We start from the raw sequence: 18,855 nt of genomic DNA on the forward strand, positions 1-18,855 counted from the left end.
GCCGGGTCGCCGCACGGCGACCCGGCCCCATCGTTTGCCGGTTCCGGTGCCTTGGATAGGGTGATTCCTGAGAAAATGCACCCAAAAGGCTGCACCGGTGCCGGGCGAACGGCGCTCATCCGGGAATCGCCGGGGAGTTCCCGGTCCGCGCTGCGCCCCCGCTCCCCGGGGTGAGGCGGTTGCGTGGACGTTCACGAGCCGATGAGCAAGGTGCCCGACCAGCCCCTGACAGTGGTCGGGTACGCGGGTGTGCTGCGCGATCTGCTGCCGGTCGCGCTGTGGCGGACGGACGCGGGCGGACGCATCGTCGAGTGGTCGCTGGCCGCCCAGGACGTCCTCGGGCATTCGCCGGAGGACCTGCTCGGCCGCGACGTCAACCAAGCACTCGTCCCGGAGGGCAACCGGGAGCTGGCCGAGCAGCTCGCCCAGCGCGTTCTGGCCGGTGAGACGGTCGTCGGCACCCTCCCCGTGCGCCATCGCGACGGCCACTTCGTGGCGATGGAGATGTGGATCTGCCCCGCGGCGGATCCGCAGGGCGAGACGGGCGTCATGGCGATCGCCGTCGAGACCTCCGCCGTCCTGCGCATGCGGGACTCACTCGCGGCCATGGAGGGCCTGTTCACCCAGTCGCCCATCGGGCTCGCGATGCTCGGCCCCGATCTGCGCTATCTGCGCGTCAACGAAGCGCTGGCCAGGATGAACGGCGTGCCCGCGGAAGACCATCTCGGCAAGCGGCCCACCGAGGTCGTCCCCGGGGTCAACGTCGAGGTCCTCGAATCGCTGATGCGGGAGGTCCTGCAGCGGGGCGAGGCGATGGTCGACGTACGGGGCACCGCCCGAACCCCCGCCGAGCCCGGCCGCGACCGCATGTGGTCCTGCTCCTTCGCCCCGCTCCTCGACATCACGGGCCGCCGGCTGGGACTGATCGCCTCGCTTCTCGACATCAGCGACCAGGAGGAGGCCCGGTCCCAGGCCCGCCGGGCCGAGGGGCGGTTCGCGCTGCTCGCGGACGCCGGCGCACGCATCGGCACCACCCTGGACCTGCGCCGGACCGCCGAGGAGGTGGTGCAGATGCTGGTGCCGGAGATCGCCGACTCGGCCGACGTCCAGCTGCTGGAGGAGGTCCTCGGCCCCGACGAGGCCACGGAGTCCAGCAAGGGCATGGTGCGCCGGATGGCGGCCGTGTTCCCCGAGGCGGACGCCCCCACCGCGACGCTCGTCGCGGGCACCACCTACCAGGTGCCGCTCGGCTCGGTGTACGAACGGGTCATCGCCGACGGCCGGCCGATGGACCTCTTCCGCAGCGACCTGCCGACGCTGTTCCCCGGCCCCGGGGGCGAGCGGCTGCGCGAGTACTTCGGCTCCCGCATCCGCTCCGCGCGCCTGGTGCCGCTGGTCGCCCGGGGCAAGGCCCTCGGTGCCGTGGTGCTCACCCGTACCCGGGACCGCGAGCCGTTCGACGAACTGGACAAGGTGTTGATCGACGAGCTGGTCGCCCGGGCGGCGCTCAACATCGACAACGCGCGCATGTACACCGGCCAGCGGGAAGCGGCGCTCACCCTCCGGCGCAGCCTGTCGATCGCCGCGCTGCCGGAGGTGACCGGGCTGGAGCTCACCGGGCGCTATCTGCCCGCCAGCGACCACGAGGTCGGTGGCGACTGGTTCGACGTGATCGCCCTCCCCGACGGCCGGACCGGACTCGTCATCGGCGACGTGATGGGGCACGGCATCCACGCGGCGGCGGTCATGGGACAGCTGCGCACCGTGGTGCGGACGCTGGCGCGGCACCACGTCCCCCCGGCCCGGATGCTCCACTCCCTCGACGCCGCCGTGGCCGATCTCGGGGAGAACGAGATGGCCACCTGCGTGTACGCCGTCCTCGACCCGGCGTCCGGGGACTGCCTGATCGCCCGGGCGGGCCATCCGCCCCCGGCCGTGGTCGCCGCGGACGGCGCGGTCGCCTTCCTCGACGGCTCTCCCGGCACGCCACTGGGCACCGGCTGCGCGGAGTTCCGTACCGAAAGGGTGCCGCTGGCACCCGGCGCCCTGCTGGTGCTCTACACGGACGGGCTGATCGAGGCCCGCGGCAGGGACCTGGACGAGGGCATGCGGGAGCTCGCCACGGCACTGCGGCACCTCGACCTGCCCCTGGAGGACACCTGCGACCGCGTTCTCTCCCGGCTGCTGCCCTCGGCGGCACGCGACGACGTGGCGGTACTGCTGGCCAGGCGCACCCGGCGGCGGGCGGCGCGGTGACACCGGCGTCGTTCCCGGACATGTGGCCCCCCGCAGGCCCCGGAGGACCGGGAGAACGGCCGGTGCGGCGGGTGGACGACACCCGTGCGGACGTCACCGGGGCCGACCGCGACGACTACCCCTTCGCCGTCGCGGGCACGGCGGCGGCACTGCTGGACGGCGCCGGCACCGTCGTGGCCCTGACTCCGGCGGCCGAGGTGCTGCTCGGCCGTCGCTCCGCGGACGTCTGCGGGAGGCCCGTACGGGAGCTGCTGGCGGACGCGGGCGCCTGGGAGGCCCTGCTCGCGCAGCGGGTGGGCGTGCCGCGGCGGGACGAGGTGCCGGACCCGGCCGGTACCAGGGCCGCCGGCCGGGGAGAGCAGGCTCCCCCGGATCCACCGGCGGGCTGGGAGGGCCGGGTGACGCTCCGACACGGCTCCGGACACGACCTGGACGTCGGCTTCGGCGTCCTTCCCCTCGACGAGGGCCGCGGTGACGGCACGGCCCGCTTCCTGGTCGTCGGTGCGCCCGCCGACGCGCTCGTGCGGTGGCGGCAGGACCGCGCCCTCACCCGGGAGCTGTTCCTCCAGGGCCGGGTGGGGCTCGCCCTCTTCGACGCCGGACTGCGGCTGCTGCGGACCAACTCCCACCTGCTGCCCTACACCGGGCTGCCCGTCGACCTCGGCGGCCGGCGCCTCGGGGACTTCCTCCGCGCCGAGGACGCCGACACCATCGACGCACAGCTGAGGGAGGTCCTGCGTACGGGCGCCCCGCTGATCGGCTTCAGCACCGCGGTGCGCACCCTCGCCGACCCCATGGGCGGCCGGGAACTGTCCTTCTCGGCGTTCCGGCTGCTGGAGTCGGACGGCCGCGCGATGGGCGTGGCGACGGTCTTCACCGACGTCACCGACCACCAGCGGGCCCGCGGCCGGCTGGAGCTCCTGTACCGCGCCACGGAGGCGCTGAGCGGATCGCTCTCGGTCATGCGCACCGTCGAGGATCTGGCGGAGGTCCTGGCGCCCGCGCTCGGGGACCGCGCCGCCGTGGACCTCGCGGAGACCGTGCTGACGGGCGGCGAACCGCCGGCGGACGGCCGGCACACGCTGGTGCTGCTGCGGATGGCCGTCGCCGGGGCCGAGGCCGGCGTGCCGCGGACCGGCACGGCCCATGTGGAACCCATCGCAGGCCCCGACGGGTGCGACCCCGAGGACCTCGCGGGCAACGGCCACGGTGCGCTGGTCACCGGACTCCGCCGGGACACGGCGTCCACGGGCGGTGCGCCGGAGTGGACGGCCGCCGTGCCGGGCGCCCACTCGGCGATGGCCGCCCCGCTGCGCGCCCGGGGCATCATGTTCGGCCGGCTCCTGGTCTGGCGCACCGGGCACCGCCCGACCCTGGACCTGGACGATCTGGCGCTGCTGGAGGAGATCGCCGCACGGGCCGCGCTCGCGGTGGACAACGCCCGCCGCTACACGAAGGAGCGCCGCACCGCCGTGGGCCTCCAGCGCAGCCTGCTGCCGCCCGCGACCTGCGAGCGGCCCGCGCTGGAGGCGGCCGGCGCCTATCTGCCGGCCGACGCCGACAGCGGCGTGGGCGGTGACTGGTTCGACGTCATCCCGCTGTCCTCGGCCCGGGTCGCCCTGGTCGTGGGTGACGTGGCCGGTCACGGACTGCACGCCACGGCCATGATGGGGCGGCTGCGCAGCGCCGTGCGGGCGCTGGCCGATCTCGACCTGGAACCCGAGGAACTGCTGGCACACCTGGACGACCTGGTCCTCCAGGTCGCCGCCGAGGCCGAGAGCGAGGAGCCGGGCAACGGAGACACCGGCATCCCCCTTCCCGGCGGTCCGGCCGGTGCCACCTGCCTCTACGCCGTCTACGACCCGGTGGCCCGGAGTTGCGTCATGGCGAGCGCCGGGCATCCACCGCCCGCGGTCGTCACCCCGGACGGCACCGTGGACTGGGTCGACCTGAGCCCCGGCCCGCCGCTCGGTGTCGGCGGCTGGCCCTTCGAGGCCGTCGAGCGCGATCTGGCGCCGGGCAGCGTCCTGGCCCTCTACACCGACGGCCTGATCGAACGCGGGGACGGAGACGTCGACGAGGGCATGCGGGACCTGGCGGACCGGCTGAGACGTGCGGAGGTGCTGGATCGGCCGCTGCGCCACGCCCGCCACGACATCGTGGCGGACCTCCCGCCGGGCCGGCTGAAGGACGACGTCACGCTGCTGCTGGCCCGTACCCGCGAGGTGCCCGCCGGTTCCACCGCCACCTGGCTGCTCGACGCCGACCCCGCCGTCGTCGCGGACGCGCGCCATCTGGTGCTGGAGCAGCTGAGCCGCTGGGACCTCGACGAACTGGGCTTCACCACCGAGCTGGTCGCCAGTGAGCTCGTCACCAACGCCATCCGCTACGCCGGCGGTCCCGTGCGCCTCCGGCTGATCCGAACCGACGCGCTGACCTGCGAGGTCTCCGATCCGAGCAACACCCAGCCCAGAATGCGCCGGGCCCGGACGTCGGAGGAGGGGGGACGCGGTCTCTACCTCGTCGCCCAGCTCTCGCGCCGCTGGGGCAGCCGCTACACCCGGGAGGGGAAGACCGTCTGGTCCGAGCAGCCCCTGCCCCTCGTTCCCGCCGGCCACTCACCGTGAGACCGCGGGCCGGCGGTGTTCCGCCGGTTGTGGGGCAGGCCACTGTCGAGAGGGGAGCCGCCCCGAGATATCTTGATGTCGAGCAATGTTGCAGACGTGGAGAGCGGAGCACCCGGTGAGTGACTCGACCATCATCTACACACACACTGACGAGGCCCCGGCCCTGGCGACGTACTCGTTCCTGCCGGTGATCCAGGCGTACGCCTCGACGGCCGGAGTCGCCGTGGAGACCCGGGACATCTCGCTGGCGGGGCGGATCATCTCCCAGTTCCCGGAGTACCTGGAGGAGGGCCAGCGCATCGACGACGCCCTCGCCGAGCTCGGCGAACTGGCCAAGACCCCCGGCGCCAACATCATCAAGCTGCCGAACATCTCGGCTTCCATCCCGCAGCTGAAGGCCGCGATCGCCGAGCTGCAGGAGCAGGGCTACGCGCTGCCGGCCTACCCCGACGACCCGAAGACCGACGAGGAGCGCGACGTCCGCGCCCGCTACGACAAGGTCAAGGGCAGCGCCGTCAACCCCGTGCTGCGCGAGGGCAACTCCGACCGCCGCGCGCCCGCCTCGGTCAAGAACTACGCCAAGGCCCACCCGCACCGCATGGGTGCCTGGACCTCCGAGTCCAAGACCAACGTCGCGCACATGACCGGCGACGACTTCCGCTCCACCGAGAAGTCCGCCGTCGTCGCCGAGGACGGCACGCTCCGCATCGAGCTCGTGGGCGACGACGGCAGCACCACCGTGCTGCGCGAGTCGGTCCCGGTGCTCGCCGGCGAGGTCGTCGACGCGTCCGTGATGCGCGTGGCCGTCCTGCGCGAGTTCCTCGGCGAGCAGGTCGCCCGCGCCAAGGCCGAGGACGTGCTCTTCTCCGTGCACCTCAAGGCCACGATGATGAAGGTCTCCGACCCGATCGTCTTCGGCCACGTCGTCCGGGCCTTCTTCCCCAAGACCTTCGCCGAGCACGGTGAGGCCCTCGCCGCGGCCGGCCTGACGCCCAACGACGGTCTCGGCGGCATCCTCAAGGGCCTGGAGTCGCTGCCCGAGGGCGACGCGATCAAGGCGTCCTTCGAGGCCGAGCTCGCCGAGGGCCCCGCCCTGGCGATGGTCGACTCCGACCGCGGCATCACCAACCTGCACGTGCCGAGCGACGTCATCGTCGACGCCTCGATGCCGGCGATGATCCGCACCTCCGGCCACATGTGGGGCCCGGACGGCCAGGAGGCCGACACCCTCGCCGTCATCCCGGACAGCAGCTACGCGGGCATCTACCAGGTCGTCATCGACGACTGCCGCGCCCACGGCGCCTTCGACCCGGCGACCATGGGATCCGTCCCGAACGTCGGTCTGATGGCCCAGAAGGCCGAGGAGTACGGCAGCCACGACAAGACCTTCGAGGTCGCGACCACCGGTACGGTCCGCGTCGTCGACGCCGACGGCAACGCCGTGCTCGAGCAGACGGTCAGCGCCGGCGACATCTTCCGCATGTGCCAGACCAAGGACGCGCCGATCAAGGACTGGGTCAAGCTCGCCGTCACCCGAGCCCGCGCCACCGGCGACCCGGCCGTGTTCTGGCTCGACGAGGGCCGCGCGCACGACGCCCGGCTGATCGAGAAGGTCCGCCGCTACCTGGCGGAGCACGACACCGAGGGCCTGCAGATCGAGGTCATGGCCCCGGTCGACGCGATCCGCTTCTCCCTGGAGCGCATCCGCCGCGGCGAGAACACCATCTCGGTCACCGGCAACGTGCTGCGCGACTACCTGACCGACCTGTTCCCGATCCTGGAGCTGGGCACCAGCGCCAAGATGCTGTCGGTCGTCCCGCTGATGAACGGCGGCGGACTGTTCGAGACCGGCGCCGGCGGCTCCGCGCCGAAGCACGTCCAGCAGCTCGTCAAGGAGAACTACCTCCGCTGGGACAGCCTGGGCGAGTTCCTGGCGCTCGCGGTCAGCTTCGAGCACCTGGCCACCACGACGGGCAACGCCCGCGCCCGGATCCTGGCCGACACGCTCGACCGCGCGACCGGCACCTTCCTCAACGAGAACAAGTCGCCGAGCCGCCGCCTCGGTGGTATCGACAACCGCGGCAGCCATTTCTACCTGGCTCTCTACTGGGCCCAGGAGTTGGCGAAGCAGACCGACGACGCCCAGCTCGCCGAGGCGTTCGCCGGGCTGGCCAAGACGCTGACGGAGCAGGAGGGCACCATCGTCGACGAGCTGATCGCCGTGCAGGGCTCGCCCGCCGACATCGGCGGCTACTACCAGCCGGACGCGGCCAAGGCCTCGGCGGTCATGCGCCCGTCGCAGACCCTCAACCAGGCGCTCGCGACCCTCGGCTGAACCCGGGGAGCAGGGGCGTCCTCCCGTGCGGGACGCCCCTGCCGTCCCGGCAGCCCTCCGCCCCGTCCGGTGCACGATCACCGGACGGGGCGCATCCGTCGGCGGCCCTGGAGCCGCAGCGAGGCCCGCTCAGCCGTTCCCCGCGTCCGCGTCGGCCTTGACCAGGTCGGCGCACTTCTCGCCGATCATCATCGTCGTGATGCAGGGATTGACGGTGGTGAGCAGCGGCATCACCGAGGCGTCGGCCACCCGCAGGCCCCGTACGCCCTTGACCCGCAGGCGCGCGTCGAGCGGCGACTCCGGATCGTCGTCGCCGCCCATCCGCACGGTACCCGCGGGGTGGTAGACGGTGTTGTGGGTCGCGCGCACATAGGCGAACAGCTCGTCGTCGCTCGTGGTGCCGGGCCCGGGGGCGAGCTCCGCACCGGCCCAGTCCGTCATCGGCGTGCGGGAGACGATGTCCCGTGCCAGCCGCAGCCCGTACGTCATCACGCGGATGTCGTGCTCGTCGGTGAAGTACCGGGGGTCGACCATCGGCTTGTCGCGGAAGTCCCGGCTGCGCAGCCGGACCGTCCCCCGCGAGCGGGCCCGGGTCACGTTCGGGGTCAGCGAGAAGGCGTTGTCGGACGTGGGATAACCCTGCCGGTAGGTGTTCAGGTCGAAGGGCACGGAACCGTAGTGGAACATCAGGTCCGGGCGGTCCAGGCCGGGCACGGTGTCCGCGAAGACACCGATCTCCCACCACTGGGTGGAGGTGGTCACCATGGGCTGCTTCGCCTCCCACATGATCACTCCCTCCGGGTGGTCCTGCAGGTGTGAGCCGACGCCGGGGGCGTCCACCCGGACGTCGACCCCGACGTCCCGCAGATGCCCTCCCGGCCCGATGCCCGACAGCATCAGCAGCTTGGGCGAGTCGATCGCCCCGCAGGCCACGACCACCTCACCACGGGCGGTCACCACCGAGGTGTGGACGGTGTCCGGCTCCAGGTACTCGACACCCGTGCACCGGCCGTCGGCGGAGAACAAGAGACGCCGCGCCCGTACCCCGGTCCGCACCTCCAGATTCGGCCGGTTGCCGAGCACCGGGTGCAGATAGGACACCGAGGCGGACGAACGGGTCCCGTCCGGGCGGGCGTTGATCTGGAACCAGTTGGCGCCCCGTACCACCGTGGTGCCGGCGTTGAACGGGGTGGTCGGGATGCCCGCCTCGGCGCAGGCCTCCAACAGGGCCCGCCCGCAGGGGTCCCTCGGGGGTACCGTCCGCAGCCGCACCGGGCCGGAACGTCCGTGGTGCTCGCCGGGCGCGTCGTTGTTCTCCAGCCGCCGGTACAGCGGGTAGCACTCCGCGGCGCTCCAGCCGGTGCAGCCCCCCGCCGCCCACTCGTCCAGATCCTCCGCGGGCGCCCAGAACGCGATGCAGGAGTTGTGCGACGAACAGCCGCCGAGGACCCTCGCCCGGGCATGGCGGAGGAAACTGTTGCCGTTCACCTGCGGTTCGACCGGGTAGTCCCAGTCGTATCCCGACTCCAGCAGGGCCATCCAGCGCTCCAGCACCAGGATGTTGTCGTCGCCCACGTCCGAGGGACCGGCCTCCAGCAGGCAGACGCTGACGTCCGGGTCCTCGCTGAGCCGGGCGGCGACGACGGCGCCGGCCGTGCCGCCGCCCACGACGACGTGGTCGAACTCCGGCACGGACATGGGTGAAACCATGGCATCTCCAGGTCGTCGGGGAGCCGTCAGGTCGTGTCCGGACGCGTCCGGGCGTGCCTGGAGGGCTCGTCAGGAGCCGCCGGACCGCCGGTCGGCGCGGACTGGTACGCGTGCTCGGCGAGCACGCCCGTCCTTCGGCGCCGGACGAACGGGTTCCGGCCTGTGGCCCGGTTCCGCGAGCGACGGTCCGGCGTGGCGGCCGGGACCCGACGGGTCCTCCCGTACGGGGCCCGTTCCGCGTCGGCCGTCATGCGAACCACCTCTGTGGGCTCGGTGCGAGATTGCGCCAGATGTGCTTGGCCTCGAGGTACTCGCCCAGACCGGCCAGTCCGAGTTCGCGGCCGAACCCGGACTGCTTCATCCCTCCCCACTCCGCCTGCGGGACGTACGGATGGAAGTCGTTGATCCATACCGTGCCGGCCCGCATCCTCGAAGCCACCCGGTGGGCGCGCGCCGGATCCCCGGTCCAGACGGCTCCCGCGAGCCCGTAGACCGTGTCGTTGGCGAGCGCCACCGCCTCTTCCTCGTTGCGGAACCGCTCCACGGTCAGCACCGGGCCGAAGGACTCGTCGCGCACCACGGTCATGTCCGGGGTGCACTCGTCGAGCACCGTCGGGAGGTAGTAGAAGCCGTCGGCGAGCTCCGGGTCGTCCGGTCGGGAGCCGCCGCAGCGCAGGACCGCGCCCTCGGCGAGACCGGCCGCGACGTACGCCTCGATCTTCTCCAGATGTCCGGCGGAGATCAGGGGGCCCGCGCGGGCGTTGTCGTCGAAGGGCCCGCCGAGCCTGATGGACTCCGCCTGCTTGACGACCTCCGCCACGAACGCGTCGTGCAGATCCTCCTGCACCAGTAGGCGTGCCCCGGCCGAGCAGACCTGGCCGGAGTGGAGGAAGACGGCGGTCGCCGCGTAGTCCACCGCCGCCTCGAACTCCGCGTCGGAGAACACCACGTTCGGGTTCTTGCCGCCGAGTTCGAGCGCCACCTTCTTCACCGTCGGCGCGGCGGCCGCCATGATGCGACGGCCGGTGACCAGGCCGCCGGTGAACGAGACCATGTCCACCCTGGGGTCCTCGGTGAGCGGGGCCCCGACCACACCGCCCGCGCCCAGCACCAGATTGGCGACGCCGTCGGGCAGCCCCGCCTCGGTGAGCAGCCGCATCAGCATCACCGCGGTGTGCGGGGTCAGTTCACTCGGCTTGAGGACGAAGGTGTTGCCGGCGCCGAGGGCCGGGGCGACCTTCCACGAGGTCTGGAGCAGTGGGTAGTTCCACGGAGTGATCAGCGTGCAGACCCCGACGGGCTCATGGACGACCCGGCTGTCCACGTCCGGCTGTCCGGCGTCGACGACGCGGTCGTGACCGCCCGCCGCCACGAGATGGCCGAACCAGCGGAAGCACCTGGCGATGTCGTCCATGTCGTACGCGCTCTCCACCATCCGCTTGCCCGTGTCCAGTGACTCGGCGCGGGCGAGTTCGGCCTTGTCACGCTCCAGGAGGGCGGCGGTGCGCAGCAGCAGCCGGCCGCGTTCGGCCGCCGGGGTGCGGGGCCAGGGCCCGCTGTCGTAGGCGTCCCGGGCGGCGGCGAGGGCGGCGGAGACGTCCTCCGGTCCCGCCTCGTCGACGGTCGCCACCAGTGTGCCGTCGGCCGGACAGCGGATCTCCCGCTTCCTCCCGCCGGCCGCGGCGGTCCAGGTACCGCCGATGAAGAGCTCGGGCATGTGGGGCCACCTCCGGGTTCGGACGGGCGGGCGTACCGGAGCGCCTTCCGAGTCGTGCGGTTTCTTCGTGTTTCTTCTGCTTCGAGGCTAGAGAGCCCGGGGCCGCTCTGCACCGCGAGCGGTGTCCGACGCCCGGAGTCCGCCACCTCGCGTGCCTCCGCGGCTACCCAGGGTGCGTGCCGGGTGTTCCTCCGCCCGTTCCCGTGGGTTCGTCCCGGTGACCGCTCGCCGCACGGGGCGGCTCGCCCAAGATCGGCGTTGTCAGTGCGCGCCGCTAGGTTCAGTCGTGTCCCGCCGGCCTCTCTCTTCCGGCAGGGACTTCCCCTGCTGTGCAAAGGAGATGGGTGCGTTGTCCGACTGGGAGAAGCGGAGCGCGGCACGCGTGGTGGCGCCCGCGCGACCGCGAAAGCTGGCCAAGGTCCCGTTCGTCGAGCTGGCCGACGGACGCCTGCAGGGCGTGGTGTCCAGCGGCTCGGACATCGAGCGGGTCTATGTGTCGTCGGTCGAGGCGGGCACGTACGCGTTCGCCTGCAGCACGAACAACAACCGGCCCTGCGGCGGTGCGCGCGGCTCGTTCTGCAACCACATCCGGACCCTGGTCGGCGAAGCCGTGCTGCAGTACGGTGCCGAGCGCGTCGCCCGATGGCTGCGGGTCGACACGGGGGACGGGGAGCCGACGGCGGCCGGCGTCACCGCCGCCATGACCGCCACCCGCCCCGCCCAGGCGGAGACGAAGACCGCCGCTCCCGTGTTCAGCCGGTTCCTGCGCCACCTGGCCTACCTCGAACTGACCCCCGACACGGCTCCGTTGCCGGAGATGCAGTGGTTCCCGCAGACCAGGGCGGTGGCGTGATGCGCACCGCCCTGCTCACCGATCCGGTCGACGGGCTCGACGAGGCCCTGGGCGCCGTGGACGCCTTCGACCGCGTCCTGGTCGGTGGACTCCTGCGTCCCCAGCCCGCCCAGGCCGCGGGTCTGGCCGCACTCGCCGACGCCGTGGCGGGCACGCCGCTGGCCTCCCGGACCGCCGAGGCGGCAGCGAGGGCCGCGGCCGGAGCCGCCGGCGAGGACCACTTCGTCGCCCTGGCCTCCGCCCGGACGGCGCTCCTCGGCTCCGTCCACGACGCGCTCATCACCCGGATCGACGAGGTGACCGGCCGTCCGCGCATCGAGGAGGCCGCGCCGCCGCCCGCCCGGCGACAGCCGGCGAACCTGTCGGCCGCCGCGCGCTCCTGGCTCTCCGACCTGGCGCGCGCCGGATGGCAGGGCATCGACCTCGAACTGGTCTCAGGGGCCGCCCAGGTGGTCTCCGCGATGCTTCCCGACCCGGCACTGCGCCGGTCCGCGACGCTCCTGGACGGCTTCGCAGCCGAACTCGCCGCCTCCTCCTCCTCCTGCCCGGGGGCGACGCTCGAAGGCGTCCCCGTGCGCCGCTGGGCCGACCTCTGGTCGCGGGCGATGCTCCTGACGCTGCCCGGTGCGGCCGCGGTGTCCGCACCCGGCACGGCCACCGGCCGTCTGCTGCCGCTCGGCGTCGACGTCCACGAGCACGCGACAGCCGCGCAGGCCCAGGTCCACGCGGTGTTCGAGCCCGCGGACGGCACCGCGCCCCGGCTGGTGCGCGCCGCCGTGTCCGTGCCGAAACCGGACACGGTCGTGGGGGCAGGCGTCTGGCAGCTGTTCCGTCCGCGCATGGCGCTGCTGGCGGCGGTGAGCGAAGGGAGCTCGATGGATCTGTCCGATGTGCCGATCACCGCGGAGGGCGACCTGATCTGGGACGACGAGCGAGCGCGCCCGGGCGGGCCCGCCGATGCCTTCGCCACCGCCCGCGTCGCCCTGGCCGCGGCCGCGGCCACGGCCGCGGCAGCCGCACCGCTGGACCGCCACCCGGCGCGTATCGCCGAGCCGGTGTTCCTGGAGGGCTACACCGCACGCAGGGATGACGGCGTACTGCTGTTCGAGGTCGCCGGGCATCCCGTGGTCGTCGACGCCGACCGCGTTCCGGTCGCGGGCCCGCTGACGCCGGAGGCCGTCGAGGCGTCGGGCGCGTGCATAGGACTGCTCCGTTGGGACGCCGGCGTGTTCAGGCTCCAGCCGCTCGCCGTCGAGACGACCGTGCGGAAGAGGACCACGGCGGTGCACGGCGGGGCCTGGGCCGGCGGCACGACCGACAAGGCCGGCCTCAGGGCGGAGAAGGCCGCCACCGATGCCGTGAAGGTGCTGCGCGAGAGGGCGGGGAGGCTGCTGCGGAAATGACCGAGCAGACGACCGCACCCGAGCAGAAGGACCGGCACCCCGGGGTGGACTCCCACGACAACCGCCGCCAGGTCCTGTACTGGCGGCTCCTCGCCCGCCTCTTCGACCGTGAGGAGCAGACGACGCTGGAATCGGCGAGCCTCGCCGTCGTCGAGGACATCGGGCTGCCACCCGCGCTGCTGGATCCGCTGGCGTCCGTCGACTCCGTCGTGCAGCGCCATCCGGAGCTGGCCGCCGAGTTCGACGGCCTGATGGTGCCCCGACCCGATGACGGGACCGGCCGTGGATCCGTTCACCGGCCCGGTGCCGGCGCGGGGCCCGTCGACCGGCCCGACGGCGGGTCCGCCGCCGAACCCGGGTCCCGGTCCGCGGCCGGGTCCGCACCCGAGCCGGAGGCCCCACCCGTGCCGGCACCTGTCACCGGCAGCGGTTCCGCGGCGACCGGAGCCGCAGCCGTACCCGAGGCGGGGTCCCCGGCGGCATCCGGAAGCGGTATGGCATCCGTGGCAGGGCCCGGTACCGGAACCGATCCCGGAGCCGCGGTGGCCGGGACCACCACGGGATCCGCAGCCGAGCCCGATGACGTACCCGAGGCGGACGTCGCCGGCGGGGGCGGTCGCGACCGCGCCGCCGAACTGCGCCGCGCCGCACTGGTGTCGAAGGTGCTGCTCAACGTCTTCTCTCCCGGATCCGGCACGGTCACCGCCGGGCAGCTCTCGCGCTGGCAGTCCGACGCGGGCTGGCTGGAGCGTGCGCTCGGCTGCCGCCCCGGTGAACTGCGCGGCGGCCGGACCGGCGGCGGCGCGGCCGGCCGGGGCGTCAGCCCCATCGGCACCGGTGGCGGTGGGGCGCCCGACCTCGGCGCGCTGGTCCCGGCGATCGGCCCGGAACTCGGCGCCATCGAGGCCGACCTCGTGCGGCGGATGCATCTGCGCGAAGTCCTCGCCGACCCCCGGCTCGCCTCGCAGCTCACCCCGAGCATGTCGCTGATCGAGCAGCTGCTGCGTGACAAGAACAATCTGTCCGGTGTGGCGCTGGCCAATGCCAAGGCCCTGATCCGCCGCTTCGTCGACGAGGTCGCCGAGGTGCTGCGGACCCAGGTGGAGAAGGCCACGGTCGGTGCCCTGGACCGCTCCGTGCCGCCCAAGCGCGTCTTCCGCAACCTGGACCTCGACCGCACGATCTGGAAGAACCTCACCAACTGGAGCCCGGAGGAGGAGCGGTTGTACGTCGACCGCCTCTACTACCGGCACACCGTGCGCAGGACGACGCCGCAGCGGCTCGTCGTGGTCGTGGACCAGTCCGGATCCATGGTCGACTCGATGGTCAACTGCACCATCCTCGCCTCGATCTTCACCGGGCTGCCGAAGGTGGACGTCCATCTGATCGCCTACGACACCCAGGCCCTCGACCTCACCCCCTGGGTGCACGACCCCTTCGAGACCCTGCTGCGCACCAACCTCGGCGGCGGCACCGACGGCACGGTCGCCATGGCGCTCGCCCAGCCGAAGATCGCCGAACCCAGCAACACCGTCGTGGTGTGGATCTCGGACTTCTACGAGTGGCGGAGCGAACAGCTCTTCGAGTCCATGGCCGCCGTGCATCGGTCGGGAGCCAAGTTCATCCCCGTCGGTTCGGTGACCAGCTCCGGCCGCGGCAGCGTCAACCCCTGGTTCCGGGAACGCTTCAAGGACCTCGGCACACCCGTGATATCCGGTCACATACGCAAGCTGGTCCACGAACTCAAGACGTTTCTCGCCTAGTTCTCCACGAGAGGCTCGGCCGGCGACCGCCCCGCAGCCGTCACTCCCGGGCCCTGCCCGTCCGTCCGTGTCGCCCTCTGCCAGGGCACCGCGGCCACGACGACCTCTCCTCAGGCTGAGACGTCCTCACGCTCACACGTCCTCACGCTCACACGTTCAGAAAGGCCCTGACATGTCCGAACTGCTGCGCGCCCCTGCCGAGATCAAGTACGCCGAGGAACTCGACTGGCTGGAGTCGATCGACGACGGCCCCAAGCCCTTCTCCTGGCGGCTCTCCCCGAAGATGGTCCGGCTGTTCGTCCTGGGATCGGAGCGCTCCGACGGTCTCGAGAGGGAGATCTCCCAGAAGTGGTTCGGCGACCGCAGCTTCGTCGAGCGTGCCATCGTCACCCTGGCCTCCGACCGCGGTCTGCTGCTCATAGGCGACCCCGGCACCGGGAAGAGCTGGCTCGCCGAGCTGCTGTCCGCGGCGATCTGCCGCAACTCCACCCTGGTGGTGCAGGGCACGGCCGGCACCACCGAGGACCACATCAAGTACTCGTGGAACGTGTCCATGGTCATCGCCAAGGGCCAGTCCCGCGAGTCGATGATCCCCTCGCCGATCATGACCGCGATGGAGACCGGTGCGATCGGCCGCTTCGAGGAGCTCACCCGCTCCACCAGCGACGTCCAGGACGCCCTGATCTCCATCCTGTCGGAGAAGTACATCTCGGTCCCCGAACTGGACAGCGACGGAATCGTCTTCGCCAAGCCCGGCTTCTCCGTCATCGCCACCGCCAACAGCCGTGACCGGGGTGTCAACGACCTGTCCTCGGCGCTCAAGCGGCGCTTCAACTTCGTGCGCATCCCGGTGGTGACGAACAAGAAGAGCGAGGCGGAGATCGTTCGTTTCCGCACCGAGGAACTGCTGCGCCGCCACCAGATCGACCTGGACGTGCCGCCGACGCTGCTGGACGTACTGCTGCAGAGCTTCGCCGATCTGCGGGCCTCCGCGGCCTCGGCCGGCAGCGACGACGAGAAGCTGGAGTCCGCGCTGTCGACGGCCGAGCAGATCGGCGTGCTGGAGGACGCGATCCTGCACAGCAACTTCTTCGGAGAGCGCGCGCTGACCGCCCACACCCTCGCCTCCTCCCTCGTCGGGTCGCTGGCGCGGCGCGAGCCCGAGGACCTGGCCATCCTCAACAAGTATCTGCACGGCGTCGTCGAGCCGCGCAGCAAGGACGAGGGCGGCTCGTGGCCGGAGTTCCTGGAGGGCGGCCGCGACGCGATCGCCACCCTGTCATGAGCGCCGCCCAGGAGGGGACGTTCACCGGCCTGCGGTCCCAACTGCAGGCAGCGGCGACGGCCTTCGCCGACGGCCCGGACGCGCTCGAGGGCATTCTGCTCGGCATCGTCGACGACGTGGACCGCGCTGTGCGGGAGCCCCTGGAGATCTTCCCGGTCTGCCACCACTCACCAGCCTCGGCGCTCGCGATGGCGCGGCGGCTGAGGGAGAAGCAGCCGAAGGTGGTGTACCTCGAACTGTGCGAGGACATGGCCCCGCTCCTGACCGAACTGCGCAACTGCAGACTCCCGGTCGCGGTCCAGGCGTTCGCCACCGAGATCGAGGGGTTCCCGGCCGACTGGTCGCCCCTCTCGGTGGTCGCTCCCATCACCGAGGCGTCGGCCGAGTACCAGGCGATCGCCTATGCACTCGACACCCCGGGTGTCGAACTCGTTCTCGTCGACCGCTCCTCCGACCACGTGTTCCAGTGGGACGCGCGCGGAGCGGACCCCTCGGAACCCTCCGAACCGGCCGGTCCGGGCGCGCCGGGCGAGGAGGAGGCAGCCCTGCACGGGGACGCGGTCGGCGTCGAGATCGGGGACCTCCGGCCCCGCTTCGCCGAACTGGAGGAACATCTGCTGCGCCATGGCCGGGTCCGGCACTGGTCGGAGTGGTGGCACCAGTACGTGGAACTGCCGCTCGGGGACAGCGACCACGACACCTACCGGCAGGTCATGCTGCTGATCGGCAGTCTGTTCCGCCGCCTCGCGCCGGGTGACCTCCGGCGGGTGCGCGTGGACGAGGACCGCGAGCGCTACATGTGGACCCGGATGCGCGAGCACCTGGCCGCCACCGGCACGGACCCCGCTGACTGCCTGTACGTCTGCGGCGCGTTCCACGCGGCCAGCCGTGTCGCCGAGTTCGGCGTGGACGGTGCCGACGGCTTCGAGATCGGACCCCGGACCGCGACCAGGTGGCAGCACGGTCTGATTCCGTCCAGCCACGCCGCGATCGAGGCGCAGTTCGGCCTCGCCTCGGGTTCGGTGTCCATCGCCTCGACGGTGTGGGCGAAGAACGTCAGGCGCACCCGCGTCGAGCCCTTCCGGCTGGCCGGACAGGCGGGCACGAAGAAGCGCGCGAGTGCGGCGAAAGCGGGCCCGGCAGCCGCCGACGCGGCGGTGCCGGCCTCCGACAGGCTCTCCGGCTTTCTGCAGCGGCCGCCCGTCCTCGACCGGCTCGACGAGGCCGAACTGCTCGGCTGGTCGGTAGAGATCGTGCGGGCGGCGCGTCGTAACGGCTATCTCGCCTCCACCGCCGACGCCATCGCCGTCTTCGAGACGTCGATCCTGCTCGCCGGGATGCGTGACCGCGCCAAGCCCACCCCGTACGACTTCCAGGACGCGGCCGTCACCTGCATCGAGAAGGACACCGTGCCGGGCCGGCGCGATGTGCGCCGGCTCGTGGAGATCATGATGGGCGGCGACCGGACCGGCCAGGTCGGCTACGACGCGCTGCCGCCCCTGGCGCGCGACGTGCACGACCGGCTCGCGCCGCTCGGGCTGAAGCTCCAGCAGCGCGGGGTGCGGCGTGCGTTGCTGGACATCGCTTCCCGGCCGGAGCTGGAGAAGTGCTCCGACGTGCTGTGGATGCTGCGGTACCTGATGCCGCAGGGCGCCGCGCGCCCGATCATGGGTGAGCGGCGGCTCGGCGAGCGCCCCATCCAGGAGTCCTGGGACCTCGCCCTGGGCACCCACCAGCGTGCGCTGATCGAGCTCGGCTACGAGGGCGTCAGCATCGAGCAGGTGCTGGAGCAGCGGCTGCGGCGCACGGCGTACGACCCTCGGGCGACGACGGCCGTCGTCCTCGAGGCCGTCGAGGACGCGACGCTCCATCTGCGCAGCCGGCGCCTCGCCGACGAGCTGGGCACCCGTGCCCTGGAGGTGCTGGCCACCGAGCGCAGCGTCGACGGCGCCCCCGAGGTGCTGCGTCGGGTGCGCGGACTGCTGGCGTACTACCGGACCAGCGAGCCGGTGCTGCCGCCGTGGATCGAGTCCTTCGTCAGGACGGGGTACGCGCACTACTGCACCCTGCTGCCGACGGCGTTCACCGACGAGGACGCGACCGTGCGCCAGGTCGCCGCGATGCTGGGGTTCCTGTTCAGCATGGAGGGCCTGGCGCTGTCCCTGGGCTGCGACCGGATGCAACTGGAGCTGGCGGTCGCCCAGTCGCACCCCGAGGAGCCGGCGAAGGTCGCGCTGCTCTGGGCGGCGCGGATCCAGCTCGGCAGCCTGTCCCGGGCGGAGCTGCGGGCACGCTGCGACGAACTCCTCGGCAATCCCTTGGTGGTTCCGGCCTATCCGCGTTACCTCAGCGGATTCCTCCACGCGCTGGAGCCGGTGCCCGCCCTGGCCGAATTCGTCGTGGAGGCGGTGTCCAACGCCTTCGCCCGGCTGCCGGACCCGGTGCTGCTGCCGTGGCTGCCGAATCTGATCGGCACCCTGAGGTCCGGCGGTGCGGAGCAGGTGCCGCTGCTGATCCGTGAGGCCGGCCGGATCTTTCCCGGGCGGCTCCGGGCCCTGGACACATGGGTGCCGCCGTGGCGCGTGGAGCCGGACCCGAGGATGGGGCGTTCCGCCCGGCCGGGGGGCGCCGGCCGCTCCGTCCCGCTGCTCGCCGCCCACCCCGCCACCTGCGACGCGGCGGCGGAGCTGCTGGGTTGCGACGTCGTGTGGGAGACGACGGACCCGGGCCCGCGCGGCGCGGCACTCGTCCATGCCCATCCGGCTACGGCGGCGGCGCTGCAGGCTCTGCCGGCGCCTGAGCCCGTTGGACGGTGAGCCCGGTCCGCCCCGGCCGCAGGGTGGCGCACCGGGTTCCCCGCGACCACCTCGCGACCGGCTCGGACGGCGGCCGTCGGGGCACGGGAC

Annotated in this window: 10 protein-coding genes; 8 read left to right on the forward strand and 2 right to left on the reverse strand. The window is 72.5% G+C overall.

Translation table 11 applies throughout. The annotated features are described in order from the left end of the window. Window positions 1–183: 183 nt before the first annotated feature. From O7595_RS30345 to O7595_RS30355, 3 genes are all read left to right on the forward strand, one after another. Window positions 184–2,256: a SpoIIE family protein phosphatase gene (locus tag O7595_RS30345; protein WP_269731768.1), complete on the forward strand. Its 2,073-nt coding sequence runs from the start codon at window positions 184–186 to the stop codon at window positions 2,254–2,256. 71 nt (window positions 2,257–2,327) lie between these two features. After that, complete coding sequence (locus tag O7595_RS30350; RefSeq protein ID WP_332328331.1) at window positions 2,328–4,883, forward strand: ATP-binding SpoIIE family protein phosphatase; 2,556 nt, start codon at window positions 2,328–2,330, stop codon at window positions 4,881–4,883. A 115-nt stretch (window positions 4,884–4,998) separates the two neighbouring features. Beyond that, complete coding sequence (locus tag O7595_RS30355) at window positions 4,999–7,218, forward strand: NADP-dependent isocitrate dehydrogenase (protein WP_269731770.1); 2,220 nt, start codon at window positions 4,999–5,001, stop codon at window positions 7,216–7,218. 129 nt (window positions 7,219–7,347) lie between these two features. On the opposite strand, the gene O7595_RS30360 is transcribed toward O7595_RS30355, so the two are convergent. Together O7595_RS30360 and O7595_RS30365 are read right to left on the reverse strand one after the other, a co-directional pair. Beyond that, the gene (locus O7595_RS30360; protein WP_269731771.1) at window positions 7,348–8,928 is read right to left on the reverse strand and encodes a GMC family oxidoreductase; all 1,581 of its coding nucleotides are present in this window, start codon (window positions 8,926–8,928) and stop codon (window positions 7,348–7,350) included. Between the two features lie 247 nt (window positions 8,929–9,175). Next, window positions 9,176–10,645, reverse strand: coding sequence for an aldehyde dehydrogenase family protein (locus O7595_RS30365; protein ID WP_269731772.1), 1,470 nt, complete (start codon window positions 10,643–10,645; stop codon window positions 9,176–9,178). Between the two features lie 340 nt (window positions 10,646–10,985). Here O7595_RS30365 and O7595_RS30370 point away from each other — a divergent pair, with 340 nt between their 5' ends. The 5 genes from O7595_RS30370 (at window position 10,986) to O7595_RS30390 (ending at window position 18,765) form a co-directional block, all read left to right on the forward strand. Continuing rightward, window positions 10,986–11,498, forward strand: coding sequence for a hypothetical protein (locus O7595_RS30370; protein ID WP_269731773.1), 513 nt, complete (start codon window positions 10,986–10,988; stop codon window positions 11,496–11,498). Beyond that, window positions 11,468–12,901 (forward strand): hypothetical protein, encoded by a 1,434-nt coding sequence (locus O7595_RS30375; RefSeq protein WP_269731774.1) that lies wholly within the window; start codon window positions 11,468–11,470, stop codon window positions 12,899–12,901. Before O7595_RS30370 ends, O7595_RS30375 begins: the two co-directional genes overlap by 31 nt. After that, window positions 12,898–14,664 (forward strand): vWA domain-containing protein, encoded by a 1,767-nt coding sequence (locus tag O7595_RS30380; RefSeq protein WP_269731775.1) that lies wholly within the window; start codon window positions 12,898–12,900, stop codon window positions 14,662–14,664. The genes O7595_RS30375 and O7595_RS30380 overlap by 4 nt, the downstream gene beginning before the upstream one ends. A 172-nt stretch (window positions 14,665–14,836) precedes the next feature. Beyond that, entirely contained in the window at window positions 14,837–15,949 is a 1,113-nt protein-coding gene (locus O7595_RS30385; protein ID WP_269731776.1) for an ATP-binding protein, read from the forward strand. Further along, window positions 15,946–18,765 carry a DUF5682 family protein gene (locus O7595_RS30390; RefSeq protein WP_269731777.1) on the forward strand — a complete coding sequence of 940 codons (2,820 nt, stop codon included), beginning with the start codon at window positions 15,946–15,948 and terminating at the stop codon, window positions 18,763–18,765. The genes O7595_RS30385 and O7595_RS30390 overlap by 4 nt, the downstream gene beginning before the upstream one ends. The last annotated feature ends 90 nt before the right edge of the window (window positions 18,766–18,855 follow it).

Source organism: Streptomyces sp. WMMC940 (assembly GCF_027460265.1).
Taxonomy (GTDB): domain Bacteria; phylum Actinomycetota; class Actinomycetes; order Streptomycetales; family Streptomycetaceae; genus Streptomyces.